This window comes from Collinsella sp. TF10-11AT (assembly GCF_003437565.1).
GTDB lineage: Bacteria > Actinomycetota > Coriobacteriia > Coriobacteriales > Coriobacteriaceae > Collinsella.
The window spans coordinates 43892-60138 of record NZ_QSQW01000009.1 but is presented as its reverse complement, the minus strand read 5'-3'; the positions used below and the strand labels follow the sequence as shown (position 1 = coordinate 60138).

The following is a 16247-nucleotide window of genomic DNA, read 5'->3' as shown; positions in this document are numbered from 1 at the left end:
GCCACCTGAGCTCGACTAGTCGCGCGTGAGCTTGCGGTGAATACGATGCGGCTGGGCTGCGTCCTCGCCCAGGCGCTCGATGCGGTTGGCCTGGTAGGCCTCGAAGTTGCCCTCGAACCAATACCAGTTGCCCGGATTCTCGTCGGTGCCCTCCCACGCCAGAATGTGCGTGGCGACGCGGTCCAGGAACATGCGGTCGTGGCTAATGACCACCGAGCAGCCCGGGAACTCGAGCAGCGCCGCTTCGAGCGAGGACAGCGTCTCGACGTCGAGGTCGTTCGTGGGCTCGTCGAGGAGCAGCAGGTTGCCGCCCTGCTTGAGCGTGAGCGCCAGGTTCAGACGGTTGCGCTCGCCACCGGAAAGTACGCCAGCGCGCTTCTGCTGGTCCTGGCCCTTAAAGCCAAAGCTCGCCACATAAGCACGGCTCGGAACCTCGGTCTCGCCGACCATCATGTGGTCCAGGCCATCCGAGACGACCTCCCACAGGTTCTTGTCGGGATCGATGCCGGAACGGTTCTGATCGACATAGGAGATCTTGACGGTCTCGCCCACCTCGAGCTCGCCCGAAGTCAGCGGCTCCAGACCCACAATCGTCTTGAAGAGCGTAGTCTTGCCCACGCCGTTGGGACCGATGACGCCCACGATGCCGTTGCGCGGCAAGGTGAACGAAAGGTCGTCGATGAGCACGCGGCCATCGAACTCTTTGTGCAGGTGATGGGCCTCGAGCACCTTGTTGCCCAAACGCGGGCCCACAGGGATGCGGATGTCGGTCCAGTCGAGCTTCTGGCTTGCGCGGGCCTCGGCCTCCATCTCCTCGTAGCGAGCCAGACGGGCCTTGTTCTTTGCCTGGCGAGCCTTGGGCGAGCTGCGTACCCACTCGAGCTCGGCCTCCATGCGCTTGGCGAGCTTGGCGTCACGGTTGCCCTGCGCCTCGATACGGGCGGCCTTGGTCTCCAGATACGTGGAGTAGTTGCCCTTGTAGGGATAAAGGTGGCCGCGGTCGACCTCGCAAATCCACTCGGCAACGTTATCCAGGAAGTAGCGATCGTGTGTGACGGCAAGCACCGCGCCCTGGTAGTTGTGCAGGAAGTGCTCGAGCCACAGGATCGACTCGGCGTCCAGGTGGTTCGTGGGCTCGTCGAGCAGCAGCAGGTCGGGAGCCTCGAGCAGCAGCTTGCACAGGGCCACGCGGCGGCGCTCGCCGCCGGAGAGCACGTTGACCGGCATGTCGGAATCGGGCAGCTGCAGGGCGTCCATGGCCTGGCCGAGCTTGGAATCGATATCCCAGCCATCAGCGGCGTCGATCTCGTCCTGGAGCTTGCCCATCTCGGCCATGAGGGCGTCCATGTCGCAGTCCGGGTCGCACATCTCCTCGCCGATCTTGTTGAAGCGATCGACCTTGGCAATCATGTCGCCAAACGCCATGCGCACGTTCTCGATGACGGTCTTGTCGTCGTCGAGCGGCGGCTCCTGTTGCAGGATACCCACGGTGTAGCCGGGGGTGAGCCTGGCATCGCCGTTGGAAACCTCCTCGATGCCGGCCATGATCTTGAGCAGGGTCGACTTGCCCATGCCGTTGGGACCCACGACGCCGATCTTGGCACCGGGGTAGAAGCTCAGGGTCACGTCGTCAAGGATTACCTTGTCGCCATGGGCCTTGCGAGCCTGATACATCTGGTAGATAAACTCCGCCATATGCCTGTTTTATCCTTTCTACCTGCTGTTTCCCTATTCTTGATTCGCTTTAGTGGAAACGAAATGAGGAAACCAGCTCTGAAACTTAACGAAAAAGGGGCATGGTTGCCCACACCCCCTAATACTACCTGGGAAAAGTCCCCCAGAACATACTATGAACTGCGTACGCTAGTTTTCCGCAACCTTAGCGAACGGCTCGCTGCGATTTACGCCACAGCAGATACGAATAGACGTAGGCAGCTCCGGCTGAACCAAACGCCAGAACCGCAATCACCGCGGCAACGACTTCACTCGAAAGCACCGCACCTGCCACGCCCATCACAATCAGGCCAATACCCAGCACCATAAAGCAGGCGCCGCCAAAACGCTGCGTACGGCGCCAGTTCTCGGGATCAGCAAGCGCCCAAGGCGTCTTGATACCGAGCGTATAGTTCTGCTTCACACGCGGCAAGTAGTTGCCTACGCCGATGAACAGCAAACCGATAGCACCGGAAATCAGCACGTTGACCGAACCGACCGCCGGCACCACGCCCCAGACCGTAAGCTCTCCCAGCCAGCTTATGGCGCACATGAACAAGGTGAAGGCGATTACGAAGCCCTGATAGAACTTGCCCGAGGTTCGATATGCCTCACCTTTGGGATCGATGCGCGGCACCACGCAGAACATTGCGAGAAGCGCCAGAGGCAGCACGCCGAGCGCGGAGGCCATCCAGCTAGGACCCCAACCATCGACGGCGCCGTTCGCGCCCCAGTGCGTGGGAATCTGTGCAGGCAAGCTCGGCATCACCATGAGGTGCGCTACGACATTGGCGACGCACAGAACGACCAGCGCAATCCACACGCGCGACGATACCCCCGTGGGGTGAATGCCCTTGTTTTCGTTATTCATCCTTATCACCTTCCGTGTTTGTAAAGCCCATAAACCAGCCAATCAAGTCCTGCATGACGGTGGTGTTTAAGCTGTAAACGATGTTTTGGCCATGGCGCTCGTCGGTCACCAGCCCGGCGTTTTTGAGCGTCGCCAAATGATGGCTCAATGACGGCTTGCTGATGTCAAAATGCTCGGCAAGCTCCCCGGCCGTACAATTGCCCTCGCGCAGCAACTCCAAAATGCGCCGTCGCGTTGGATCGGCAAGCGCCTTAAAACCCTCTCCCGGCATAGGACCTCCTCTCAGCACCCCTCATGACGCGCACACTATACTCGATATTTAGATGTTTGTCTAACTATCTAATCTTGTACTCAAAAAAATAGCCGCCTCCGCGTAATGCGAAGACGGCCACTTCTCACGCCATAAACGTGTTTCGGAGTTGGCTAACCCGCGGCAACGGGTGCCATCTGCTTCATCTTATGCGAATCACCGCCTCATTTCAACAAGCCCCTAGGGCTCAAATGGAATCGCGATAATACCTATAATGGTGATAGCTAAAACACGATTCGCTTCCCCATCGGAGGATGTCTATGACCGAAACCGCCGCTCTCGTCGAGACACGCGACACCAAACTCGAGATCATCATGGGCCGTGAGGCACTCGATAGACTCGCCAACGCCACGGTGCTGGTGCTCGGCTGCGGAGGCGTGGGCTCCAACTGCTGCGAGGCACTTGTCCGCGGCGGCATCGGTCATTTTGTGATTCTGGACAAGGATATCGTCGCGCCCAGCAACATCAATCGACAGGCCATCGCCTTTCACAGCACCGTCGGCAAGCGCAAGGTTGACGTGATGGAAGCCATGATCCACGACATCAATCCCGCCGCCAGCGTTATCAAGCGCACCGAATACCTGCTGAGCGACAACATCGACGAGTTCTTCGCGGGCGTTTTGGAGCAGACGGGTGGCAAGCTCGACTACGTCGTCGACGCCATCGACACCATCTCGGCCAAGCTCACCATTGCCAAATATGCTCAGGACCATGACATCCGTTTGGTTAGCTCCATGGGCGGGGCCAACAAACTCCATCCCGAGTGCCTCCGCTTTGCCGACATCTTCGATACGGTACGTGACCCCATGAGCCGCATTATGCGCAAAGAATGTAAGAAGCGCGGAATCAAGAGCCTACACGTACTGTTTAGCTGCGAGGAATCGGTTAAGACACAGCCCCGCGATCCTTCCAACATCCACGAGCGCACCGAGCTGGGAACCGCCAGCTTTATGCCGCCCATCATGGGCCAGATGATCGCCGGCGAGGTTATCCGTCAGATCAGTGGCCGCGGCACCGAGCGCGTGCGCGCCGATGGCCAGCGCCTAGACTAGCGGAGCGCGCCGAGATGGAGCCCCGGTTATTTGATGCACACTGCCATCTTGATCTAATGGCTCACCCGGACGCCGTTGCCGATGAGGCAACGGCGCTGGGCCTGATTCTATTTGACTGCGGCGTCGATCCGCACGACTTTGCACGCGCCAAGAAGCGCGCCTGCGGCCGTTCAAATATCTTTGCCGGCATCGGCCTCCATCCCTGGTGGCTCGCCGACGGACGATGTGGCAACGCTGAAATCAATCTGCTTTGCGAAGTCGCTGCACAAGAACGCTTGATCGGCGAGGTCGGGCTCGACTTTTCCGCTCGTTTTGCCGGAAGCGAGTCGCTACAAGTACAGGCATTTGACCGGCTCTGCGATGCACTCGTGCAGCACCCTCTTGCCGGGCGCGTGATATCAATTCACGCTGTTCGTTCGGCAGGAACCGTACTGGACGCCCTTGAGTCATATGGATTGCTCACCCCAAGCCCCAACTCCCCCGCCGTCATCTTTCACTGGTTTAGCGGTACCTCGAACGAGTTCGTCCGTGCGCGAAACGCAGGCTGCTATTTTTCCGTGAACGAGCGTATGCTCGCCACCAAGCGCGGTCGCGAATATGCCCGACAGATTCCACTCGACCGTCTACTGCTCGAGACCGATGCGCCGGCCGAACCAAACACAGAAACAAGTGTGCAATCGCTCATCAGATCGCTCGCAAGGACCTCGATGCACATTGCCTCACTCAAAAACTGTGACGCAAAGCGCATCGAGTCGGTAGTTTTAGCAAATGCGCACTCTGTTTTTGACCTTCGCTAACCCCTGTGGGCAAAAATGCCAAGGGACATGCGAATCGCACAACGCAGTCCCTATTGGCAGGCAGTACAATTCGGCAGCATTACACCAATTCGTGCATGAGATCACGGTTACGTGCATACAATTCGTCAAAGATATGACGACGCGACGCATATAGCTCGTGGGCATCCATATCGGGCACGATTGTTTGTGCAACGCCAAGGACTTGGGCGAGTTCATCCCATGATGCATAGGCGCCACCTGCGAGAGCTGCCATGATGGCATCACCGAAGCATGCGCCCACCGTAACCTTGGCAACCGAGACCTCGCGCCCGCATACGTCGGCGATAGCCTGCATCCAAACTGGATTCTTGGTTCCACCTCCGACAAGCATAATGCGCCCAATTGGCAGTCCATGCTCTCGCTCGATAATGTCGACATGGGATGCAACGGTATACGCGACGCCTTCCAAGGCGGCGCGAACCATATGGGCTCGCGTATGCCTTCCGGTCAGGCCAAAGAAGACGCCACGTGCCTCGGGATCGTTGAGCGGAGTACGCTCCCCCGCAAAGTACGGCAGGCACAGGAGCCCATCGGCACCCGGCGCCACATCGGCGGCATCATGCGCCATGACCGAATATGCATCGGGGCCACCGTGGCCCTCGGCCTCCACGGCGTCGCGATACAGCTCTTGGCGCAGCCACGATGTGAGTGCACCCGCCGTATTGGTCCCCGCGCAGATCCCGTAAGTTCCGGGAATGATAAACGTCCCTGGCCACAGGCGGGCATCATCGACCATATGATCAGCTAGGTAGATGAAATACGCCGTGCTCCCCAACTGAACCATCATATCGCCGGGACGAAATACACCCGTCGAAATGGCCTCGGCACCAGAGTCGCCCGTTCCCACTAAGACAGGTGTCCCTGCCGCGAGCCCTGTCGCCTCAGCCGCGCGCTGCGTAATCGCCCCGGCAATATCGGTAGCCGACATTACCTCCGCCATCTGGTCAGGCCGGCAGAAACGAGCACATTCCCGAGCATCAACCCTCCAAGTGTAGCGGTCGTATAGGGGAAGAAAATCCTCCGCCAAGTAACGGTCCACCGTAAAACGCCCCGTCAACTTTGCGCATAGAAACGATGATGCCGTCAGGAACTTCGCGGCACGTTCGTGCACCTCGGGCATATTCTCCTTAAACCATAAGATCTTAGGAGCAATATCTGATGAGCAGGGATCGTGCCCGAAAAGTTCGCGTGCGCGACCTGACCCATATTCGGAAAGGAGCTCGTCAATCTGCGGCTTCGAACGTGCATCGACTCCATACAAAATCGCGGGCGCCAGCGCGTTGCACTCGGTATCGACCGGCACACAGTCGCAACCCAATGCGGAAAGGCCCACGCATCCGATCTGCGCCGCGTTAACCCCCGATAGCATCACCAGCTCGCGCGACAAGCGGCAAAAATCGCCCCACCAAACTGCCTCAGCATCATGCTGGTACCATCCATCACACGGGTTGTCCGTCTCATGTCCACAAGAGGCTTGGCAAACGATGTTGCATCGATCATCGATTAAAACGCCTTTAGAGGCGCTTGTCCCAATATCAATACCCAGATAGAGCGCCATAGGTGCCTACTCCCCTCGCGCCGTACGAGCGGCAGCCATAAAACGAACCACCCGCTCAACATCAATCGGGGCATCCAGCTTTCCGTCGCGCTTTAAGCACGTGCCGACAAACGCGCCATCGTAGTGAGCAAATACGTCAGCCACGGTATTTTCGCGACAACCGGTGCCACATACCACGGGCACTTCGCCAACACGCTCGCGGACCTCGTCGGCAAGCTCGCCCGAAGCGCCACGACCGGCAGCCGAACCGCCGATGACCATCGCATCCGGTAGGCAATTAAAGAGAAGTGAATCGGCAATGTCCGCGGTCGTGCGGTCGTTGAGATAAACCTCGCCCTCGCTCGTGATGAAGTGAAAAAGCTTGAGGTCGTCCAAGCGCAGCGCCGCCTTGCGACGCATGGTGTGAGCGAAATCTCGGTTAATCAGCCCGAGATCACCGGCCCAGGCACCGCAAAAATTGCAGCGCGTGAACTGCGCGTCGACGGCAGCGCACAGCTCGATTGTGGCATCACCATCGTAAATTGCCTCAGCTCCCCAAGGAGTCGACAGATCATGGGACAGAGCCCCGATTACATAGCCCATCGATGCAAGGGTTGAGGGAGAAACATGCTGCTCATAGGGCATCGAGAGCTCATTGGTAATCAAAATGCCATCGACACCGCCCTGCTGCAACGCCTCGAGATCGCGCTTGGCGGCTTCCACGACCTGCGATACGCTTCCGCCCGGGTAATACAGCGGATCGCCCGGCAGAGGACGCAGGTGCAGCATTCCGATAACCGGCTTTTCGTTCTTGAACATCGAAGTTAGAAACGACATAACGTGCTCCTTCATAGGGTTATTGCAGGGACGTTACTCCCCCAGCACCTCGACGTACACTTTTCGCTTCTGCGGACCGTCAAACTCCGCAAGATAGATGTTCTGGGCACTTCCGCACACGATGTGGCCATCTTGGACGGGAAAGAAGCAACTGTTTCCACAAATCATGCTCTTGATATGCCCACAGGAGTTGTTACCGGTGGCTCCGTAGCTCGGCAGGAAGTGTGCATGCGCATAGGGGGCATCGAGTGGGGCGATGCGATCAAGCGTCTCCATAAGATCCGTCTCCACGCAGGGCAGCCCCTCGTTTACCACGATTCCGCAGGTCGTATGCGACAAAATAATCGCCGCCAAGCCATTGGTCACCGAGCTGCGTTCGATGGCAGCGTGCACGTCCTCGGTAATATCGATGAACTGGTCCGGAGCAGTCGATAGATAGCTCAATGTCTCGAGCGTCACCATGTTCACTCATCCCCTTCAAGAAAACGCAGGGCATTACCCCAGTAGAGCCTTTCTCGCGCATCATCGCGCATGGGCACGGTATCGAGCGCCCGCTTGAGTTTGAATGCACGGAAGCGCGGCGTATTGCTGGCGAACATCACTTGGTGCGATAGCGCGCGCTCATACCACAGCGGCCCCATATCGACCGTGAAAAGACGCTGCATCATCTCCTCGGGCGAATCGATGTAAGTGATAGAGGTGTCCACGTAGCAGTTGGGATACTTGAGCAGCATCGCCACGGTCTCGCGCACCCAGGGCCAGCCAAAATGGGTCAAACTAAAACGCACATTTGGATGCGTTGCGATTGTGTGCTCAAATGCAAGCGGGTTACTGCGCGAGAGCTCTGCGCCCGGCTCCCAAGACATACCGGCATGGAAAACCACCGGCTTGTTATAGCGCTCGCACAGTTCGTAAAGCGGCTCGGCCACAGCATCATCGGGGGCAAAACCCTGCTTTGCAGGATGCAGGCAAAGCCCCTTTGCCCCCAACTCGGTAAAGGCGCGCTCCAATTCGTCTGCGGCACCGCTCACCTGCGGGTCTACGCTCGCAAATCCCCACAGACGATCGGGATGTGCGGCAACCAGCATGGCAATCTGGTCATTGGTGCCAAAGTGCCCTCCGCATGCCGTGGTTACATCGAGCGGCATGAGCACGCTCTTCTGCACATCGCAGACGTCCATCTCGACTTGAAGCTCATCCCAATCCATGGGGCCCATATGCCCCATACCAAATTCTCGTGACCAAAAACCGAATCCATCAGGCTCATCACCCGGCGTACAGATCTCGCCGTAGAGCATAGGATGGACCAACATGTCGATAACCATTTCGTACTCCTTTCCAGGCATTTGACCCTAGTACGGCTCAAACGAACCAATCACTCGGGACGACAGCTCAGCGCCCGCCTTCATACACGCCGGAATATCAAGGCCATCGATCACGCCCTTGGTAAACCCGGCGATATACGAGTCGCCGGCACCCACGGTATTAACGACCTTCTCCGCCGGCACGATCCCGCACTCATAGAAGCGCTCACCGTCATAGGCAATGCTTCCCTTCTCGCCAAGCGTGGCAACCGCAACGCGCGGCCCCAATTCCTGCGCGTGACGTACCCAGTCCCGCAGCTCCGGAGTGTCATCTTCAAACGACATAAATGCGTAGTCAACGTAGGGAAAATGATTCTCGCAGGCATATTCGGGATCTTGGCTGAACACCGAGAAGTCCATAACCACCGTCTTGCCCGCATTATGCCACTCGGGCAGGAGGTCCAAACAATTGCCAAACAGGTCGGTATGAATGATGTCATGCTCTAGGATAAACGCCCGGTCATCTTCATTCGGACGATATGTCTCCATTACGCCATCGATTGCCTCGAGATGCACGCGATCGACGCCGTCTTTCAATGCCATGAGCATCACCGAGGTGTCGCCATCCTCCACCCGCAGATGAGAGATATCAAACCCCTCGGCGGCCAGCGCCTCTCTCATCTTGTCTCCGTACTCGTCCTTGCCGACAACCGACACGGCGGATACCGAAACGCCCAATCGTGCAAGATGGATACCCCAGTCAATGCCATTACCAGTCGGATAGAACACGCCGATGTTTTGATAGACGTCCGCACAGCAAAAACCAGCCGCACACGCTTTAATACCCATGGTCTTCTCCAATGTTCAAAAGGGGACCCACCACATGGCGAGCCCCCTTTTCGCGTTTCGCTTATTGTTTTGCATCGGCTGTCCAAGGCCTCATAGCCAGACCGCCGTACGCTTTCTTAAGCTATTCGACGATTGGTGCTCCGTGGCCCCAAGAACCTTCCATGCCGCACACGGTCGAGGCAAACCCGGCAGCAAAGTCGAGCGCGCGCTCGATGGCCTCGGCGCCGCCCTCACCACGCTTGGCGGAATCGAGATAGCACATCAAAAACGAGGTGAGGAACGAGTCGCCCGCCCCCATGGTGTCCTTCATGTCCGTTACCGGTTTAGCCAGCTGGCGGTAATAACGCTCGCCGTCGTAAGCGATGCAGCCCTCGGCGCCCGCCGTAGCCGACACAAAACGCGGACCCAGACCCTTCACCCATGCCAGACGCTCGCGAATCTCGTCCTCACTCGCGGCATCCGCCGCACTAAAGAAAGCAAAATCGACATAGGGCGCAATCTGCTCGTAGTACTCGTCGGTGGAGTCGTCCGAAAAGTCAAAAGAGACCGTGACGCCCGCAGCCTTCAACTTGGGCAGCTCGCGCTCGGTGAAGCAATAGTTGCCCGAATGAACCACATCGAACTGCTTCATGTACGAAAGGTCAAAGCGATCGAGAACATAGCGCGCATCGCCACGGATACCGCCCTCGTTGGAGCCGAGGAAGACACGGTCACCGTCAACGACGGTCACGCGAGCCGCTCCGTTCTCGCCAATCATCTGCTCGCACTTGTCAAGCTCGATACCCTCATCCTCGAGGCTTGCAATGACATGCTCGGCAGCGGCGTCATTGCCAAAAATGCCCATGTATGCAGAGCGTGCGGCACCGCATTTCTTGGCATAAACGGCGAAGTTCACCGCATTGCCGCCGGGATACATGGTGTGGATATGCTCGTAGCGATCGACGACGTTGTCGCCAAATCCGAGCGCGTTAACGTTAAATGCCATGGCCTTTGCCCCTTCTAGTACTCGACAACACCCATATAGCGACGGAAATCGGGATCGTGATCAAACACCTTGCCGCGTGCAGCACGCAGCTCGCAGTTCATGGCGTAGAACAGCACCGGGTCCAGATAGGCACGGACACTCGCCGGCACGGCTTCCATACCGTACTCCTTGGCATCGAGCACCATCAGCGTATCGGTATGCGTCTTAAGGAACGCAAGGGCGCGCTCGTCCATAGCACGGCACTCGCTGGAGCCCATCTGCAGGAAGTAAAAAACGCCATCCTGAGTAGCCTCGAAGGGGCCGTGGAAGTACTCGGCAGAGTGGATGTAGCTGCAGTGCTGCCACTGCATCTCCATAAGAGAGCAGATAGCGAAACCGTAGGTCTGGCTAAAGTTGGGACCGCTGCCCAGAATGTAGAAGAACTCGTGCTCCTGGCAAAGCTTGGCAAAACGATCACCTAGCTCGGCATTTACCTTCTCACGTGCCGGGGGAAGAATCTTATCCATCTCGGCGATACCGGCATACATATCGGCAAGATCGGCGTAACCCTCCTGCTGATCGAGCAGCTCGGCCGCAAGCGACAGCGAAATGCCAGCGGGGACCTCGGCCTGCGGCACGCCCTCGCCCCAGGGGTAGACCCACGTGGTCCACTTGCCGGAGTCAATCTTGGATCCAGCGTTGTCGGTCTGGGCGATCACCGTAGCGCCGGCAGCAAGGGCAATCTCGCAGCCCTCGACGACCTCGGGGGTGTTGCCACTGTGGCTGCAAGCAATGACTAGGGATTTCTCACCCAAGCGGCGCGGGCGCATGATATCAAACTCGCGAGCCGTATAGATATACGAAGTGAAGGTGGTTGCCTCGCGCTGCAGAAGCTCATGAGCCGGGATCAAATCGATCATGGAGCCACCGCAAGCAATCCAGTAGACGCTGTCGAACTTGCCCTTCTCGGCAATTGCCTCTTTGATCAGATCGTGTGCGTTCATATCCAGTTCCTTTCTTGTTTGGTCCGCAATCAATGACGTTGGCTGCGTGGCCGATAGTTGTTTTAGTCAATCAGATATTTCTCGAATGCGGCCATGTTCTTGGCATCTGCCGCCGCCGGGTCATCGTAGTAACGCCCGTCCGTGATTTCCTGGCCCAGCATGCCATCGAAACCATGGGCATTAAGCGTGGCGACGAAGGCGTCCATATCGTGCTTGCCATCGCCCCACACCAGATGGCCATACGGGTCACCGTCGATAAAGTGCATCTCGTGAATTGCCCCATCACCAAAGGCGGCAAACCAGTCCTCGAGCGTCTCGCCCGCAACGCCCATCGCGGTTGTATCAACCATGGGCTGTAAGTACGGGCTCGCGACCTCGTCAATCATGCGCTTCGCATCGGAAACCGTCGTTACAAGGTTGCTCTCCTCGGGACGCAGGCTTTCCATCGTAAGCACCAGACCGTGCTCACCGGCATACTCCGCCAGAATGGACAAGTGCTCGCGGCTGCGCTTCCAGGCTTCCTCGCGGTCCTCGTCCCAGTCGCCCCAGCCCGAGTTGACGGACATACGGTCGCACCCAAGTACCTCGGCAAGCTCAATGCCGTGCTTAAAGTACGCCAGGCTGCGCTGTTCATGCAGCGGTTTGCGTGCGCAGTACTGCCAAGGATAGACAACATTCTCGGGGCACAGAGTACGATACCTAAGCCCACGGTCTGCAGCCTTTTTCGCCAGGACCTCAGCCTCAAAGTAGCCCGTGTGGTCGAGCGTCACATGCGGCTCCGCACACCACAGCTCAATGGACTCAAAGCCCAAACGCTGCTGCACATCAAGGAAGTAATCGAGCGACCACATGATGTAGTGGATATTCATGCCCGCAATCTGTTCGCGGCGCAGCGTCGGTTTGGATTCAGACATCTTATGCCTCCTTATTTCGATCGAACACGATTTGTCCGTCCGACATCGTCATATCAACCGCAAGATCGCGTGCGTCGCGATAATCGAGGTCGAACACATCCCGATTGAGCACGCAGATATCGGCAAGCTTGCCAACCTCAAGCGTACCCAGCTCGTCTTCGCGCATCAGATCGTACGCGCCCCCGGCAGTCCAAGCGCGCAAGAGCTCGACAAGCGTCAGCGTGTTGACCTCATTCACGGGCAGTCCGTCGGCGAAGAATCCGCCGCACGCGCTGTAGATTGACTCGCCCAGGCTCGGAATCAGCAGTGGCAAATCCGTTCCACAGCACACTGTGCATCCGGAATCTTCCATGCCGCGGCGATTCCAGCTGTGCAAAAGTCGCGTCTCGCCAATTTGTCGACGCATCATCGACAGGCAATCCTCGCGCCGGTCCAGCGTCAGAATCTGCGGATAGACCTCGCAAATTCCGCCTAACTTGCCAAACTCGACAAGATCGGTCGGGTCAGAGTTCTCGAGATCGGTAATCGCATGGCGGCGAAGCATCCGTCCATGCTCGTCTCGAGGCAGCGAGGCATAGAGCGCCACGGTGCGGCGAACGGCGCCATCGCCCTGGCAATGCAAGGAATATCGGAAGCCGTCAGCATCAATTGCACGCAGCTCGTTCTCAATCAGATCCCACTCGGGCTCTTCGACAACCGTCTTGCCGGCAGCTCCCGCATCGGCCGTGTCCTCATAGGGGTCAATCATCTCGGCAAGCCCCGCCCATACGCCGCGATCGGTCATACGGTTGAAGCCAGAAAAACGAACGAACGGTCCCCGGAAGCGCTCTCGCGCCTCGCGGGCATATGCCAAATTTGCACCGGCACCCACCGGCTGCGACATCATAGAGACGCGAACCGTCAGCTCACCAGATTCCTCACGGCGAGCCATTTCGTCGGCAAAGCCGTAGTAGTCATCAAACGCCATCTCCTTGATGGCGGTAACGCCGCGCTCGTTAAGCATGCTCATGTAGTCCGAATACCCGGCGCGCACCTCGGGTAGCGCGAGGAAATCGCTCATCATGCGCCAGATCTTCTCGGCATAGCACGCCTGGGGTGTAAAGCCGTATCGCGCACTGGCGGCAGCATTGAGAACGCAGGTCTCCGCACCCGGTGTAAAGCAGACGACAGGGATATCGCCAAAACAATCGTCAAACACAGCTGCCGTATTTGCGTTCTCGGCATCCGATGCCAACGTTTCGGGCATGTTGTGGCCAAAAGCCGCCGCACAATCCGGATGATCATCTTTCCATGCACGCAAGAGCGACACGGCCTCTTTGGCATCGGCGACGCCGGATAGATCAGACCCCAACGTCCGCAGCGCCCAGCCCGTATAGAAGGTATGCACATCGATCAGGCCAGGCATGACGGTGCGGTCGCCCAGGTCAACTACCTCGTCCGCTTGGGTCAAATACGAAGCTACCTCACACTTGGTGCCAACAGCCTCAATTCGATTGCCACGGACCGCTACGAAACCTTCAAACGGCAGGTCCCCCGTACCGGTAAAGACGCTCTTAGACGTCAGGACCGTCAAACGATCAGACATCACAACCACCTACATCGGAAGCATGCCAGAGATTGCCGTTACGATCAGGCCAAAGACGACCATGAAAATGAAGAACTTCCAAATGGTCTTCCACCATTGGCCAAACGAAATCTTAGCCACGGCAAGGCCGGCGACCGTCATGCCCGCCACGGGACTGATGGTGTTGATGGTCTGATTAGCAAACTGGAGCGCGGTAACGGCTGCCTCGGGATTGAGGCCCATAAGCTCGGTCAGGGGGCCCATAACAGGCATGGTGAGCGCCGCCAGGCCAGAACTCGAGGGAACCAGCAAAGAGAGCAGGCCAAGGACGATATACATAAACGTGGTGTAGACGGCGGCGGGTGCACCGGCGAGCGCAGTAGCGAGCGCCTGGAGGATGGTGTCGATGATCATGCCGCCCTCGGCGATGACCAGAATACCGCGAGCGATACCAATAACGATGGCAGCGTACGCAAAGTCGGCGAGACCCTTAACGAACTCCTCAGCGATCGTCTGCTGGTCAAGACCGCCCAGGATACCGGCAAGCAAGCCCATGCCAAGGAACACGGCGGAAATCTCATTCATGTACCAGCCCTGGGTAACAAGACCCCAGACGATAATGCCCATACCGCAAGCAAAATCGATAAGCACGAGCTTCTGACGGATAGTGAACTCTTCCTCAATGGAGGCATCGGTCACGGAAAACTCGATACGCTTGAGCTTATCGTCCTCATACGTAATGGACGACTCGGGGTTTTTCTTGACGCGCATGGCGTAGCGCATGGCCCATGCGATACCGACGGCAGTGAAGATGACCCAAGAAACGGCGCGCAGCCACAGTTGCGGATTGCCCTCGATGCCAATGATGCCTTGGGCGATCAAAACATTAAACGGGTCGATGGTCGAGGCACAATATCCCAGGTTAGGGCCAAGGAAGCAGATGATGAATGCCGTCATCGAGTCATAACCGATACCCATCATGATGGGAATGAAGATGGCATAGAACGGCAGGGCTTCCTCAGACATACCAAACGTAGTGCCGCAAATGGACAGCAACGTCATCGTGATGGGAATGATGAGGATGTCCTTGTTCTTAAGCTTTTTAATCACACGGCTCATGCCGGCATTCAAAGCGTTGGTCTTGGTGATGATTGCGAACGATCCGCCAATCAATAAGACGAACGCAACGACGTCGGCAGCCTCTTGGATACCTTTGGTGGGCGCTTGCAGGACCGCGAAGATATCCTGGCCCAAATTGATGGTCTCACCGGTCTCGGAATCGGTGTAGTTCTTATCGACCTGTTCATAGGTTCCAGCAACGGCGACTTCACGCTCGCCCGCCGCTGTCGAAATCGTCTTGCGCTGATACTGACCAGAGGGAACGATCCAAGTCAGGACCGCAAAGACAACGATCAGCAAGAACATTATCGTATAGACATGCGGTAATTTGAACTTAAAACGTCTGTTTGTCTTCTTCGCCTTCGTATCTGACATAGATACCTCCAAAGAACTCGAGACTGCATCGCATCTCGCTTCAACGTTTGCACAATGCAAACGTTCTATGACGTTCTATAGATTACCAGCAGCTTTTTCCTTCATCAAGATAATTTCAAACTGATTGCCGCAACGCGGTTGAACGGTTGCGTTTGCGCCGTGAACGGTATGGAAACGCCCGGTGAGATGATCCACCGGGCGCTTCCATTCGCAATGTCCTAGATGTCAAAAACGTAGCGAGACCCAACGATTCGCTGACGACCGATGATAAACGGCCGCCGCTGCTCATCGAAAAAGAAGGCTTCCATATAAAACAAGGGTTCGCCAACGGGAACTGCCAACAGTCGAGCGACCTCGGGCGACGCGCAGGCGATCTCGAGCGTGCACGGGTCGGTAAACGCGGGCGTGCGGCCCGTCCGGTTGCGCACGAACTCAAAAATGGATTGGTTAGATAGAGGTGCCGTTGATAGATAGGCGTTGTCCTCGTAAACATATATGTTGTTCTCAAGCATGACAGGGACGCCATCGGCAGTGCGCACGCGCTCAACGCAAATCAAGTCAGTTCCAACGGGAACACCAAAGAACTGTGCTTCGGTGGAATCCGCCGGCAGTATCTTTCTCGAAATGACACACGCCCCCGGTTCCATTCCGTTAACGCGGCATGCGTCCGAAAAACTCTGAACGTCATCCTTCTGGCGAATCTTGCGCTTGAGCTTGGGGGCATTGACAAACGTGCCTTTCCCCTGTCGCTTCGTTAGATAGCCCTGCTGGACGAGCTCCTCAATAGCGCGTCGCACGGTAACGCGGCCAACTTTATAGCTCTCAGCCAATTCGAATTCGTTGGGTATCCGCGCGCCTGCCTTGTAGGCGCCGGAGTTGATTTCGTTTTTAATGATATCAATGACCTGTTGGTACAGCGGTATCGCTGCTTTACCGTCAGTCGGCCCTTCAGTCGGTGGCATATACCCTCTCCCAGCACAATTAATTCTAAAACGGGC

General features: G+C 57.3%; 16 protein-coding genes. 2 read left to right on the top strand and 14 right to left on the bottom strand.

What is annotated here, in order from left to right:
- Window positions 1-15: 15 nt before the first annotated feature.
- From ettA to DXC99_RS07235, 3 genes are all read right to left on the bottom strand, one after another.
- Window positions 16-1695, bottom strand: coding sequence for an energy-dependent translational throttle protein EttA (gene ettA / locus DXC99_RS07245; RefSeq protein ID WP_055251458.1), 1680 nt, complete (start codon window positions 1693-1695; stop codon window positions 16-18).
- Between the two features lie 184 nt (window positions 1696-1879).
- Complete coding sequence (locus DXC99_RS07240) at window positions 1880-2584, bottom strand: SdpI family protein (protein ID WP_117629760.1); 705 nt, start codon at window positions 2582-2584, stop codon at window positions 1880-1882.
- Complete coding sequence (locus DXC99_RS07235) at window positions 2577-2855, bottom strand: autorepressor SdpR family transcription factor (protein ID WP_022094448.1); 279 nt, start codon at window positions 2853-2855, stop codon at window positions 2577-2579. Before DXC99_RS07235 ends, DXC99_RS07240 begins: the two co-directional genes overlap by 8 nt.
- A 299-nt stretch (window positions 2856-3154) precedes the next feature.
- Here DXC99_RS07235 and DXC99_RS07230 point away from each other — a divergent pair, with 299 nt between their 5' ends.
- The gene (locus tag DXC99_RS07230) at window positions 3155-3946 is read left to right on the top strand and encodes a ThiF family adenylyltransferase (RefSeq protein ID WP_369831455.1); all 792 of its coding nucleotides are present in this window, start codon (window positions 3155-3157) and stop codon (window positions 3944-3946) included.
- A 14-nt stretch (window positions 3947-3960) separates the two neighbouring features.
- Window positions 3961-4743, top strand: coding sequence for a TatD family hydrolase (locus DXC99_RS07225; protein WP_117629758.1), 783 nt, complete (start codon window positions 3961-3963; stop codon window positions 4741-4743).
- A gap of 79 nt (window positions 4744-4822) precedes the next feature.
- Here the strand turns inward: DXC99_RS07225 and DXC99_RS07220 are convergent, their stop codons facing one another.
- The 11 genes from DXC99_RS07220 to DXC99_RS07170 form a co-directional block, all read right to left on the bottom strand.
- Window positions 4823-6340, bottom strand: coding sequence for an FGGY-family carbohydrate kinase (locus DXC99_RS07220; protein ID WP_117629757.1), 1518 nt, complete (start codon window positions 6338-6340; stop codon window positions 4823-4825).
- Window positions 6341-6346: 6 nt separating this feature from the next.
- Window positions 6347-7156 carry a BtpA/SgcQ family protein gene (locus DXC99_RS07215; protein ID WP_233503156.1) on the bottom strand — a complete coding sequence of 270 codons (810 nt, stop codon included), beginning with the start codon at window positions 7154-7156 and terminating at the stop codon, window positions 6347-6349.
- Between the two features lie 33 nt (window positions 7157-7189).
- Window positions 7190-7618: a secondary thiamine-phosphate synthase enzyme YjbQ gene (locus tag DXC99_RS07210; RefSeq protein WP_006234356.1), complete on the bottom strand. Its 429-nt coding sequence runs from the start codon at window positions 7616-7618 to the stop codon at window positions 7190-7192.
- Window positions 7619-7620: 2 nt separating this feature from the next.
- On the bottom strand, window positions 7621-8481 hold the full coding sequence (locus tag DXC99_RS07205; RefSeq protein ID WP_233503155.1) for an amidohydrolase family protein: 861 nt from the start codon (window positions 8479-8481) through the stop codon (window positions 7621-7623).
- A 27-nt stretch (window positions 8482-8508) separates the two neighbouring features.
- Entirely contained in the window at window positions 8509-9309 is an 801-nt protein-coding gene (gene frlD, locus DXC99_RS07200; RefSeq protein WP_117629754.1) for a fructoselysine 6-kinase, read from the bottom strand.
- A 121-nt stretch (window positions 9310-9430) separates the two neighbouring features.
- Window positions 9431-10294, bottom strand: a complete 864-nt coding sequence (locus DXC99_RS07195) for a PfkB family carbohydrate kinase (RefSeq protein WP_117629753.1) — start codon at window positions 10292-10294, stop codon at window positions 9431-9433.
- A 14-nt stretch (window positions 10295-10308) separates the two neighbouring features.
- Window positions 10309-11277: an SIS domain-containing protein gene (locus DXC99_RS07190; protein ID WP_022094440.1), complete on the bottom strand. Its 969-nt coding sequence runs from the start codon at window positions 11275-11277 to the stop codon at window positions 10309-10311.
- Window positions 11278-11339: 62 nt separating this feature from the next.
- Window positions 11340-12191 (bottom strand): sugar phosphate isomerase/epimerase, encoded by an 852-nt coding sequence (locus DXC99_RS07185; RefSeq protein WP_117629752.1) that lies wholly within the window; start codon window positions 12189-12191, stop codon window positions 11340-11342.
- Window position 12192: 1 nt separating this feature from the next.
- A complete protein-coding gene (locus DXC99_RS07180) occupies window positions 12193-13776 on the bottom strand; it encodes an amidohydrolase (protein ID WP_117629751.1) in 1584 nt (527 codons plus the stop codon).
- A gap of 9 nt (window positions 13777-13785) precedes the next feature.
- Window positions 13786-15249, bottom strand: coding sequence for a YfcC family protein (locus DXC99_RS07175; protein ID WP_117629750.1), 1464 nt, complete (start codon window positions 15247-15249; stop codon window positions 13786-13788).
- Window positions 15250-15467: 218 nt separating this feature from the next.
- Window positions 15468-16211, bottom strand: coding sequence for a GntR family transcriptional regulator (locus tag DXC99_RS07170; RefSeq protein WP_117629749.1), 744 nt, complete (start codon window positions 16209-16211; stop codon window positions 15468-15470).
- Window positions 16212-16247: the final 36 nt, after the last annotated feature.

Excerpts from the sequence above, each read along its gene's own strand:
- ettA (WP_055251458.1), bottom strand. The coding sequence starts at position 1,695 with ATGGCGGAGTTTATCTACCAGATGTATCAGGCTCGCAAGGCCCATGGC.
- DXC99_RS07240 (WP_117629760.1), bottom strand. The coding sequence starts at position 2,584 with ATGAATAACGAAAACAAGGGCATTCACCCCACGGGGGTATCGTCGCGC.
- DXC99_RS07235 (WP_022094448.1), bottom strand. The coding sequence starts at position 2,855 with ATGCCGGGAGAGGGTTTTAAGGCGCTTGCCGATCCAACGCGACGGCGC.
- DXC99_RS07230 (WP_369831455.1), top strand. The coding sequence starts at position 3,155 with ATGACCGAAACCGCCGCTCTCGTCGAGACACGCGACACCAAACTCGAG.
- DXC99_RS07225 (WP_117629758.1), top strand. The coding sequence starts at position 3,961 with ATGGAGCCCCGGTTATTTGATGCACACTGCCATCTTGATCTAATGGCT.
- DXC99_RS07220 (WP_117629757.1), bottom strand. The coding sequence starts at position 6,340 with ATGGCGCTCTATCTGGGTATTGATATTGGGACAAGCGCCTCTAAAGGC.
- DXC99_RS07215 (WP_233503156.1), bottom strand. The coding sequence starts at position 7,156 with ATGTCGTTTCTAACTTCGATGTTCAAGAACGAAAAGCCGGTTATCGGA.
- DXC99_RS07210 (WP_006234356.1), bottom strand. The coding sequence starts at position 7,618 with ATGGTGACGCTCGAGACATTGAGCTATCTATCGACTGCTCCGGACCAG.
- DXC99_RS07205 (WP_233503155.1), bottom strand. The coding sequence starts at position 8,481 with ATGGTTATCGACATGTTGGTCCATCCTATGCTCTACGGCGAGATCTGT.
- frlD (WP_117629754.1), bottom strand. The coding sequence starts at position 9,309 with ATGGGTATTAAAGCGTGTGCGGCTGGTTTTTGCTGTGCGGACGTCTAT.
- DXC99_RS07195 (WP_117629753.1), bottom strand. The coding sequence starts at position 10,294 with ATGGCATTTAACGTTAACGCGCTCGGATTTGGCGACAACGTCGTCGAT.
- DXC99_RS07190 (WP_022094440.1), bottom strand. The coding sequence starts at position 11,277 with ATGAACGCACACGATCTGATCAAAGAGGCAATTGCCGAGAAGGGCAAG.
- DXC99_RS07185 (WP_117629752.1), bottom strand. The coding sequence starts at position 12,191 with ATGTCTGAATCCAAACCGACGCTGCGCCGCGAACAGATTGCGGGCATG.
- DXC99_RS07180 (WP_117629751.1), bottom strand. The coding sequence starts at position 13,776 with ATGTCTGATCGTTTGACGGTCCTGACGTCTAAGAGCGTCTTTACCGGT.
- DXC99_RS07175 (WP_117629750.1), bottom strand. The coding sequence starts at position 15,249 with ATGTCAGATACGAAGGCGAAGAAGACAAACAGACGTTTTAAGTTCAAA.
- DXC99_RS07170 (WP_117629749.1), bottom strand. The coding sequence starts at position 16,211 with ATGCCACCGACTGAAGGGCCGACTGACGGTAAAGCAGCGATACCGCTG.